This window comes from Aestuariivirga sp., from assembly GCF_046093005.1.
Lineage (GTDB): Bacteria > Pseudomonadota > Alphaproteobacteria > Rhizobiales > Aestuariivirgaceae > Aestuariivirga.
The window spans coordinates 23,613-33,369 of the sequence record NZ_JBJTER010000088.1; the positions used below are offsets into that span (position 1 = coordinate 23,613).

The following is a 9,757-nucleotide window of genomic DNA, read 5'->3' on the forward strand; positions in this document are numbered from 1 at the left end:
GTGGCCGATGCGGTCTTCGTCTGTCACGGCGTGGCCCTCCATCATCAGGACAGGAACAATAGCGCAAAACCGCCGGTGTTTTTCGCTATTCTTATACCGTAAGTGATTGTATCGTAGTGTTTTCCGCTAATATCTATGGGTCTTGTGATGACGAATACCTCTCCTGATCGTATCGACATGGCGATCCTGCGCGCCCTGCAGCAGAATGGCCGCATCACCATCAACGAACTTGGCGAAACGGTGGGGCTTTCGGCCTCGCCCGCCGCGCGGCGGGTACGGCTGCTGGAAGAGGCGGGGATCATCAGCGGCTATGCCGCGCTGATCGACGAAGTGGCGCTGGGCTTTGGCTTTTCGGTGTTCGTTTCGGTGAAGCTGGACAAGCAGGTGGACAAGGCGCTGGCCAGGTTCGAAGCGGCAATTCGCGGTTTTCCGGAAGTGGTGGACTGCTGGCTGATGACCGGCAACCGCGACTATCTGCTGCGCATCGCCACCACGGGCCTTGCTGATTTCGAGCGTTTCCTGGTGGGCAAGTTCACCAGGGTGCCTGGCGTAGCGTCAATCGAGAGCTCCATCCCGCTGCGGCGGGTGAAAACCGGGCTGGCGAGGATCTCATGAGGCCATTCAGGGCTTTTCCGACATTGACTTTTGCAAGGAAAAAGCCCCAAAAATCGAGGAAAGTGCTGGTCCCCGCCTTTGGACCGACGCGCAAAATCAACGGGAGGTCTCTGATGAAGAAATTTCTTACCGGCGCCGCCGTCGTCGCGGTGATGGCGGCCGCCGCCCCGGCGCAATCCGCCGAAACCATCCGCATGCTGGCGCCCACCTGGCTCGGCTTTGCCCCGGTGCATGTGGCCAATGACCTTGGCTGCTTCAAGGAGGAAGGCATCGAAGTCGACTACAAGTTCGAGGATGACCGTTCGAATGTCATGGCGGCCTATGCCCGCGGCGACATCGAGGTTGACATGCGCACGGTGGGCGAGCACCAGGGCCGCCCGCGCGATGCCGAGACGCCCGGCGTCATCATCGGCGTGATCGACGAGTCGGTAGGCGGCGACGGCGTCATCTCCGACGGGTCGATCGCGGCGGTGGCCGATCTCAAGGGCAAGACGGTGGCCGCCGAGCCCAACATTCCGGCGCGGCTCCTGCTGCAGATGGAACTCAAGAAGGCCGGCCTTACCTTCAAGGACCTGGACATCAAGGACATCGCCACCGCCGATACCGGTGCCGTGTTCGCCGACGAGTCGATTGCCGCTGTTGCCACCTACGAGCCTTTCATGTCGCAGGCGGTCAAGAACTCCAGCCGGGCGGGCGCCAAGGTCCTGCTGTCGTCCAAGGATTACCGCGGCATCATCATTGACGTGATCACCGCCCGCAAGGACGATCTCGCCGCTAATCCCAAGAAGTATCAGAGCTTCCTCAAATGCATCTACAAGACCATCGCCTTCAGCCAGGCCGAGCCCGACAAATATGCCGAACTGGCCGCGCCGCATTTCGGGCTCACACCGGCTGACGTGAAGGAGATTCTCGCAACAAGCCTGGCCTACACGCCGCTGCCCGAAGCCCAGGCCTATCTCGGAAAGCAGGGAGAGCGCGGCAAGCTGCATGACATTTTCGACACCGTCATGCAGCTCAATCTCGAAAACGGCGCCGCTGACAACAAGCTCGATTCGAACCAGCAGATCGATAACGCGGTGATCAACACCGTTGCACTGCCCTAGGCTGGCGGATACCGGCGGGGCAACTCCATGGCAGGCGGACTCTTTGCGTTCCGCGGCAAGGCCAGCGTGCGCGCCGAGATCTTTCTCGGCGTCGCGATGGCGGCTGCGGTGCTCCTGCTGTGGGAGGGTGTCGCCCGCGCCGGGCTGATCCAGCCACAATTCCTCCCCGCGCCGAGCAGGGTGCTGCAGGCGCTGTGGACGATGACGACGGATCAGAACCTGCTCTGGCATGCCCTGATTTCCACGCTGCGCGTCTGGGTGGCTTTCCTGTTGGCCGCCGCCATGGCGATCCCGATCGGCATCCTGATGAGCAGCTACCGGGTGGTCGGCGCATCGCTGGAGCCGATTATCGACTTCATCCGGTATCTTCCCGTTCCCGCGCTGATTCCGCTCTCCATCATCTGGTTCGGGGTCGGCGAGGAGACGAAAATCTTTCTGCTGTGGCTCGGAACCTTTTTCCAGCTGGTATTGCTGGTCGCCGATGACATGCGCCGTGTGCCGCATGAATATGTCGAGATCGCCCTCACGCTGGGCGCCAAGCCGCGCCAGGTGCTGACCGACGTCGCCTTCCGCGCCATGGGGCCAACGCTCGTCGACAATCTGCGCATCACGCTCGGCTGGTGCTGGACCTATCTGGTGCTGGCCGAAATCGTGGCGGCGGATTCAGGCCTCGGCTTCGTCATCTGGTCGGCGCGGCGCTATGTGAAGACTCCGGAGGTGATGGCGGGCGTCGTGGTGATCGGCCTCATCGGACTGGCGACGGATCAGCTGCTCCGCGCGCTGCACCGGCGCATGTTCAGGTATGTATGAGGACGGGCCGGTGACCGCGCATGCCTATCTCGCCTTCGACCGCGTGAGCAAGCGCTTCGGCGAGGTGCCTGTCGTTTCGGACACCACGCTTGCCATCGCGCGGAACTCCTTCACCATCTTCCTGGGGCCTTCGGGCTGCGGCAAGACCACGCTGATGCGCATGGTCGGCGGGCTCGACAGCCCGAGCTCCGGCGTCATCCGGCTCGATGGCAACGTCATCACCGAGCCAGACCGGCGGCGCGGCATGGTGTTCCAGTCCTATTCGTCGTTTCCCTGGCTGACGGTGGAAGGCAACATCGCCTTCGGCATGCGCTACCGTGACGATCTCAGCGATGAGCAGCGTTCAGCCCGCGTCGATCATTACCTCAAGCTGATCGGCATGACGGATTTCCGCCGGTCCTATCCCAACCGCATCTCGGGCGGCATGCGCCAGCGCGTGGCCATTGCCCGGACCCTTGCGGCGGGCTCCGACGTGCTGCTGATGGACGAACCCTTCGGCGCACTCGACGCCCTGACCCGCGAACGGCTGCAGCTTGAACTCCGCCAGATCCAGCGCGAGGAGGAAAAGACCGTCATCTTCGTGACGCATGACGTCGAGGAGGCCGTCTTCCTCGCTGACCGCATCATCCTGTTCTCCGCGAGGCCGGCGCGCGTTCTTCACGACATCGACGTCGGGGCCGTGCTCGGTCCCTCACGGACGCTGGAGGTGCGGGAGGGCGAGGCCTTCTTCCGGCTCCGCAATGACGTGCTGCACATGATCCGCAATGAAACCGGAGACCACCCATGAGCCAAGACCTCTCTGGCAAGACCGTCGTCATTACCGGCGCCAGCCGGGGCATTGGGCTTGGCATCGCCACGGGCTTCGCCGCCGCCGGCGCGCGGCTCACATTGATTGCGGACGACACCGCGGTGGAGCAGGCAGCGGCGGAGATCGGCGCCTCGGGCTGCGTCGCCGACATCACGGATGCGACGGCGGTTGAGCGCGCGCTCGCGGGCCTCGCCCACATCGATGTGCTGATCAACAATGCCGGCCTCGAGCGGCTGACACCCGTTGGCGAGGGCGGCGACGAGGTCGAGGCGATGTTCCGGCGCATCATCGAGATCAACGTGATCGGCACGCAGATCGTCACGCGCCGGGCCCTGGCGCGCATGAGCACGGGTGGCGCGATCATCAATACAGCATCCATCTGGGGCCGCGTGGCGGAGCCGCTGTTCGGCGCCTATGTGGCCTCCAAGCATGCGGTGATCGGCCTTACCAAGACCTGGGCGAAGGAACTGGGCCCGCGCGGCATCCGCGTGAATGCCGTCTGCCCTGGCTGGGTGCGCACGCAAGCCTCCATGCTGTCGCTCAAGCTGATGGCGGCGCGGCGCGGCGAGACGGAGGACAATCTTCTGGCCTCGATCACCGGCGCGCAGGCCTTGCCCGGCCTCATGGAGCCGGAGGACATGGCGGACGCCTATATGTTTCTCGCCTCTTCCCGCTCGCGCAACGTGACGGGCCAGTCACTGGGAGTAGATCGCGGAGAAGTGCCATGGTGAAGCCGATGGACGGAAGACGTGTGCTGGTGACGGGAGCCGCCAATGGCATTGGCCGCGCGACGGCGCAGGCCTTTGCCGCGGAAGGCGCCCGCGTGATCGGTCTCGATCTTGCCGCGGCGAAGGCGCCCGTGGAAATTCTCCGCTGCGACCTGACCAGGGAGGCCGACGTCGCCGCGGCGGTGGCCGAAGCGGCCAGCCGGCTCGGCGGCATCGATGTTCTGGTCAACAACGCCGGCATCATGCGGGAGGCGGCGCTGCCGGACATCACGGCGGAGCAGATCGACACGCATTTCGCCGTCAATGTCCGGGGCGCCATCCTGGTGACGCGCGAGGCCCTGAAGCACATGGGGGCCAGCGGCCGGATCGTCAACATCGCGTCCGAGCTCGCCTATCTGGGCCGCGCCAACGCGTCCGTCTATTGCGCCAGCAAAGCCGCGATCCTCGGGCTCACCCGCTCATGGGCACGGGAGCTGGCGCCCGGCATCCTCGTCAACGCCGTGGCGCCCGGGCCGACCGACACCGCGCTCCTCGGCTTCGACAGCCTCACCGCGGAACAGAAGAAACTGGAAACAGCGCATCCCCTGGGACGGATCGGCCGCCCGGAGGAAATCGCCGCGGCGGTACTGTTCCTGGCGGCGCCCGGCAGCAGTTTCTTCACCGGCCAATGCCTTGGCGCCAATGGCGGCGCCGCCATGGCGTGAGGCGGCGGCTGGCGTGCGCCGTTACTCCATCAATCGGTGTGGAAGACGTCTTCCATGGCCGCCCACCACTCGCCGGGGGCACGGGTCTCGAAGGGTATCTGCATCGGATCGGTGATGACCCACCATTCCTTCATGCGTGGGGCATCCGCCATCTTCCGCATGTCGGCCTCGAAGTCCGCGCCGTGATACTCCCAATAGGCGAACAGCAGGTTCTCCGGTTCCTTCAGGAAGATCGTGTAGTTGCGGATGTTGCTGTCGCGGATGGCGTTCAGCACTTCCGGCCACACCGCCGCGTGAATGCGCTTGTATTCCGGGATCACCTCCGGTTTCAGCCTGATGACCCTGCCCATGCGTTGCATATCCGCCGCTCCCTCCATTGCCATTGACGGTTTCGATCCGCTTGGCAAAGATCGCCAAAAACCGGAGGACATACAATGGCTGACTGGATGAAGAGATTTGGCCTCGGCGGCAAGCGGGCGATGGTGACGGGGGCCACCAAGGGCATCGGGCTCGAAGCCTGCATGGTGCTGGCCGACGCCGGCGCCGATATTGCCGCCGTGGGACGCGATCCGGCGGGGCTTGCCGCCGTGAAGGCGGCGGTCGAGGCCAAAGGCCGCCGGTGCGTGGCCATCGCCGCCGAGATGGCCACCCCGGAAGGCCCGGCGCAGGCCGCGCGGGACGCGCTGGCCGCCTTTGGCACGATCGACATCCTCGTCAACAACGCCGGCATCGCGCTCGTCGACAGCCTGCTCGACGCGAAGGTGGCCGACTGGGACGCCACCATGGCGGTCAATCTCCGGGCCCCCTTCCTGGTGGCGCGCGAGCTGGCGCCCAAGATGATCGCCCAGAAGGCCGGCAAGATCATCAATGTGTCATCGCAGGCGGGCGTCGTGGGGCTCGACGCGCATGCCGCCTATTGCGCCTCCAAGGGCGGCCTCAACATGCTGACCAAGGTGATGACGGTGGAGTGGGCAAAGCACAACATCCAGATCAACACGGTCTGCCCCACCGTGATCCTGACGCCGATGGGCGAACAGGTGTGGGGCAAGCCGGAAAAGGGCGATCCGATGAAGGCGAAGATTCCGGCCGGGCGCTTCGGCAAGCCAATCGAGGTTGCGGACGCCATCCTGTTCCTCGCCTCACCGGCCTCGGACATGATCTGCGGCCATGACCTGCTGATCGACGGCGGCTTTACGGCGGTATAACGGCCGTCAGTAGGTGGCGCGGCCGCCGGACACGTCGAACACGGCGCCCGTCGAGAACGAGCATTCCTCGCTCGCCAGCCAGCAGACGAGGCTCGCCACCTCATCCACCTTGCCAAGCCGCCCCATGGGGATCTTGGACAGCATGAAATCGACATGGCTCTGCGGGATCTGGTCGAAGATCGGCGTCCTCACCGCGGCCGGGGTCACGCTGTTGACCGTGATGTTGGTCTTGGCCAGTTCCTTGGCCAGCGACTTGGTGAAGCCGATCACGGCGGCCTTGGACGCCGAGTAGGCGGAAGCGTTGGGGTTGCCTTCCTTGCCGGCGATCGAGGCGATGTTGACGATGCGGCCATAATTGCCGGCCATCATATGCGGCACCACGGCCCGGTTGGTGAAGAACGTGCCATTGAGATTGATGGCGATGGTGCGGTGCCAGTCTTCCATCTTGAGGTCGGTGACGGTGGCGGTTGGCCCCGCGATCCCCGCGCTGTTCACCAGAATATCGATGCCGCCAAGCTGGCGGATGGTCTCATCGGCGGCGGCCTTCACCGACTCCCAGTTCGAGATGTCGGTGACGATGCCGCCCTGCATGTCCCATGACACCACCCTGCCGCCTTCGGCGGCGATGCGCTTGGCCACCGCCTCGCCGATACCCGAAAGGCCACCGGTGACGACGGCGCGCCTGCCCTGAAATCTCATGTCTTGATCTTCCACTTCTTCATGGTGTTGAGCGTATCATCGAAGGAAACGATGCCGGCGTCCGAGCCAAGCCCGGTGGCGACAAGGCCGGCCGCCGCCTGCGCGAAGCGCAGCGACGTCTCACGGTCCATGCCGTGATGCAACGCCGCGATGAAGCCGGCGTCAAAGGCATCACCACAGCCCGTGGTATCGACCACCCGCACGTCATAGGCAGGAGAGCGGATGCGGGTGCCGTCGCGGTGGGCGTAATAGGCGCCATCGCCGCCCAGGGTGAAGACGCAGCACGCGGCGCCCTTGTCGAGATAGAATTTCGCGCAATCTTCCGGGCTGGCCTGCCCGGACATGTCCTTTGCCTCCTCGATCGAAGGCATGAAATAGTCAATATAAGGCAGCAAGGGCCCGACGATGCCGATGGTTTCCGCGCTCGCCGCGATCAGGTCAAAGGTGACGGTGCGGCCGCGCGCCTTCGCCTCCTTGAGCAGGGTCAGGGAGGCTGGGCCATCCAGCTTCTTGAGCAGACCGGTGCCGCCCAGATGCACAATCGGCGCATCGAACACCTGCTCATACATGGCGGGCGGCACATCGAAATGATCGGACGCCCCACGCACATGCAGCGCCGGACGGTCGCCGTTGGGCCGCACGTTCAAAATGGTGGCGGATGTCGGAATACCCTTGAGCCGCTGCATGGCGGTGGTGTCGATGCCATGCTTCTGCATGGTCATCAGCACCCAATCGGCTTTTTCATCGTCGCCGACCGCGCCAACCGCGAGGCTCTTCAGCCCCAGCTTGGCGGTGTCGATCACCGTTCCGCCCGCGGTTCCGGCGACGGTCAAGCGGATTTCCTCGATGAAGTCGACGTTGCCGCGGTCCGGAATGCGGGTGACGGGACGGCCCAGAACATCAAGGATGTAAAGGCCGATCACCGAGACGTCATAGCGCATTTCAGCCACGGGCCCTGTTCATGGCCGTGATGATGCCGGCCAGCACGGCGGCCACCGCCGCGATACCCCACACCAGCGGCTGCTTCCAGAACGGCGGCGTGGCGAGTTGCACCTTGCCCGCGGTGGTGTTCGGGTCGGGCGGCTTGAGGAAGAACACGCCATAGAGATGCGCGGCCGCGATCGCCACCAGGACGACGATGAGGAAGATCATCGCTACCACCATGGCGGCGGTCACCACGCTGCGCGCCGGAACGCCGGGCTGGGCGAGCGGAAGCAGATTGTTGACGAGTCCGGCGATCACCACCAGCACGCCGCCGATGGCGAACAGCTGCAGGCTGAAGGGCTGGAAAATCAGCAGCAGCGCGAAGACGCCAAGCCCGATGATGAAATATTCGAGCCGGAGCGCGCCCTGGCGCGTCATGCCCTGATCGCCGCCGCTCATGCGCGCACCGCCTTTCCGTCATCGCCGAAGAAATGCGTCTGCCGCGCATCGGGCCGGAGGTGCAGCGGCTCACCCACCTTCACGCGCTTCTCGCGTGGCACCACCACGCGAATGTCACGCCCATCGGCGGTGCGGGCGTGAATGAGCGTTTCAGCGCCCATCGGTTCGATCAGTTCGGCCTGCGCCGCGATGGTGTCGCGGGCCTTTTCGCCGGCCACGGCAAACGCCCGCGGCCTGATGCCGATGGTGACCTTCGAAGGCTTGAGCCGGGAGACCCCGGGATCGGCGCCGATTGACACCTGCTGCCCGGCCAGCACCACCGCGGCCATGCCATCGCCGAAGGACGTGAGATCGGCCTCCACCAGGTTCATCTGCGGCGTGCCGATGAAGCTCGCCACGAAAACATTGGCTGGCTTGGCGAACACGTCATGCGGCGTGCCGATCTGCTCGATCACGCCTTCCTTCATGATGGCGATGCGGTTGGCCATGGTCAGGGCCTCCAGCTGATCGTGGGTGACGATCACGGTGGCCTTCGAGAGGCCCTGCAGAACCTCCTTGATCTGGCCGCGCATCGAATGGCGCAGCTCCACGTCAAGGCGCGACAGGGGTTCGTCGAACAGGAAGCAATTGGGGTCACGCACGATGGCGCGGGCCACCGCAAGCCGCTGCTTCTCGCCTTCCGAAATCTGGTTCGGCATGCGGTCCAGCACCGTGTCGAGGTGCATGATCTTGGCCACCTTCATCACGCGCGCGTCGGCATCGGCCTTCGACAGGCTCTCGTAATGGAGCGGCATGGCGATGTTGGCGCCGACCGACAGCGCGGGGTAAAGCGCGTAAAACTGGAACACCATGGCGATGTCGCGCTTCTGCGGCGGCAGTTCGTTCATGCGCTGGCCGGCAATCATGATGTCGCCCGCCGTGGCGCGCTCCAGCCCGGCGATCATGCGGAGCGTCGTGGTCTTGCCGCAGCCGGAAGGCCCCAGCAGGCAGACCACCTCGCCGGCATCGACCTTCAGATCGGCGTCCTTCACCGCCGTGAAGGCGCCGAACTGCTTGGTGAGCTTCCTGACTTCGATCGTCGACATGTCAGCGCTTCACCGTGCCGAAGGTCACGCCGCGCAGCAGATGGTTCTGCAGGAAGAAGGTGACAAGGAACACAGGGATCAGGAACAGGGTTTCGATGGCGGCCAGCAGCGTCCAGTCGGTGCCGCGCCCGCCAGACGAGACGGCCTGGTTCATGGCCACCGGCACGGTGCGCGTATCGGGGCCGGTGAGCAGCAGGGCAAACAGGAATTCGTTCCAGGTGAGGATCAGGCCAAACACGAAGGTGGCGGCGAGCCCCGCCACCACCTGCGGCAGCGCGATCTTGAAGAACACCCGGGTATCGGACGAGCCGTCGATGCGCGCGGCATCCTCGACATCAGGCGAAAGCTCGTCGAAGAAGCTCTTCATCATCCAGATCGTGAAGGCGAGGTTGAAAGCGGTGTAGAGCAGAATGATGCCGGTGTAGGAGCCGGACAGCCCCACGGCGCGGAACATCAGGATCACCGGTATGATGACGACGATGGCCGGCAGCATGCGGGTGGTGAGAATGATGAACAGATAGGTATCGTTGCCTTTGAGCGGGTAGCGCGAAAAGCCATAGGCGGCGAGCGTGCCGATGACCAGCGCCAGCAGCACCGAAACGGTCGCGATCACGATG

The 9,757-nt window shown here is 64.5% G+C and carries 13 protein-coding genes; 7 read left to right on the forward strand and 6 right to left on the reverse strand.

Annotated elements, in window-relative coordinates; all coding sequences use genetic code 11:
- The first annotated feature begins 147 nt into the window (after window positions 1-147).
- The 6 genes from ACKOED_RS07485 to ACKOED_RS07510 all read left to right on the forward strand — a co-directional run bounded on the left by ACKOED_RS07485 (window position 148) and on the right by ACKOED_RS07510 (window position 4,768).
- Complete coding sequence (locus tag ACKOED_RS07485; RefSeq protein ID WP_408915957.1) at window positions 148-615, forward strand: Lrp/AsnC family transcriptional regulator; 468 nt, start codon at window positions 148-150, stop codon at window positions 613-615.
- A gap of 113 nt (window positions 616-728) precedes the next feature.
- Complete coding sequence (locus ACKOED_RS07490) at window positions 729-1,718, forward strand: ABC transporter substrate-binding protein (RefSeq protein ID WP_408915958.1); 990 nt, start codon at window positions 729-731, stop codon at window positions 1,716-1,718.
- 27 nt (window positions 1,719-1,745) lie between these two features.
- Window positions 1,746-2,528 (forward strand): ABC transporter permease, encoded by a 783-nt coding sequence (locus ACKOED_RS07495; protein ID WP_408915959.1) that lies wholly within the window; start codon window positions 1,746-1,748, stop codon window positions 2,526-2,528.
- Window positions 2,529-2,538: 10 nt separating this feature from the next.
- On the forward strand, window positions 2,539-3,315 hold the full coding sequence (locus ACKOED_RS07500; protein WP_408915960.1) for an ABC transporter ATP-binding protein: 777 nt from the start codon (window positions 2,539-2,541) through the stop codon (window positions 3,313-3,315).
- Window positions 3,312-4,067: an SDR family NAD(P)-dependent oxidoreductase gene (locus ACKOED_RS07505; RefSeq protein WP_408915961.1), complete on the forward strand. Its 756-nt coding sequence runs from the start codon at window positions 3,312-3,314 to the stop codon at window positions 4,065-4,067. Before ACKOED_RS07500 ends, ACKOED_RS07505 begins: the two co-directional genes overlap by 4 nt.
- Window positions 4,061-4,768, forward strand: coding sequence for an SDR family NAD(P)-dependent oxidoreductase (locus ACKOED_RS07510; RefSeq protein WP_408915962.1), 708 nt, complete (start codon window positions 4,061-4,063; stop codon window positions 4,766-4,768). Before ACKOED_RS07505 ends, ACKOED_RS07510 begins: the two co-directional genes overlap by 7 nt.
- A gap of 29 nt (window positions 4,769-4,797) precedes the next feature.
- Here ACKOED_RS07510 and ACKOED_RS07515 read toward each other — a convergent pair whose 3' ends face one another.
- Entirely contained in the window at window positions 4,798-5,127 is a 330-nt protein-coding gene (locus tag ACKOED_RS07515; RefSeq protein ID WP_408915963.1) for an L-rhamnose mutarotase, read from the reverse strand.
- Between the two features lie 75 nt (window positions 5,128-5,202).
- Here ACKOED_RS07515 and ACKOED_RS07520 point away from each other — a divergent pair, with 75 nt between their 5' ends.
- The gene (locus ACKOED_RS07520) at window positions 5,203-5,973 is read left to right on the forward strand and encodes an SDR family NAD(P)-dependent oxidoreductase (protein WP_408915964.1); all 771 of its coding nucleotides are present in this window, start codon (window positions 5,203-5,205) and stop codon (window positions 5,971-5,973) included.
- A gap of 6 nt (window positions 5,974-5,979) precedes the next feature.
- Here the strand turns inward: ACKOED_RS07520 and ACKOED_RS07525 are convergent, their stop codons facing one another.
- The 5 genes from ACKOED_RS07525 to ACKOED_RS07545 all read right to left on the reverse strand — a co-directional run.
- On the reverse strand, window positions 5,980-6,672 hold the full coding sequence (locus ACKOED_RS07525) for an SDR family NAD(P)-dependent oxidoreductase (RefSeq protein WP_408915965.1): 693 nt from the start codon (window positions 6,670-6,672) through the stop codon (window positions 5,980-5,982).
- Window positions 6,669-7,613 carry a carbohydrate kinase family protein gene (locus ACKOED_RS07530; protein WP_408915971.1) on the reverse strand — a complete coding sequence of 315 codons (945 nt, stop codon included), beginning with the start codon at window positions 7,611-7,613 and terminating at the stop codon, window positions 6,669-6,671. Before ACKOED_RS07530 ends, ACKOED_RS07525 begins: the two co-directional genes overlap by 4 nt.
- 1 nt (window position 7,614) lies before the next feature.
- Window positions 7,615-8,055: a hypothetical protein gene (locus ACKOED_RS07535; protein ID WP_408915966.1), complete on the reverse strand. Its 441-nt coding sequence runs from the start codon at window positions 8,053-8,055 to the stop codon at window positions 7,615-7,617.
- Complete coding sequence (locus ACKOED_RS07540; protein ID WP_408915967.1) at window positions 8,052-9,140, reverse strand: ABC transporter ATP-binding protein; 1,089 nt, start codon at window positions 9,138-9,140, stop codon at window positions 8,052-8,054. Before ACKOED_RS07540 ends, ACKOED_RS07535 begins: the two co-directional genes overlap by 4 nt.
- Window position 9,141: 1 nt before the next feature.
- Window positions 9,142-9,757, reverse strand: a 616-nt coding sequence (locus ACKOED_RS07545) for a carbohydrate ABC transporter permease (RefSeq protein WP_408915968.1), incomplete at its 5' end; no start/stop codon positions are given.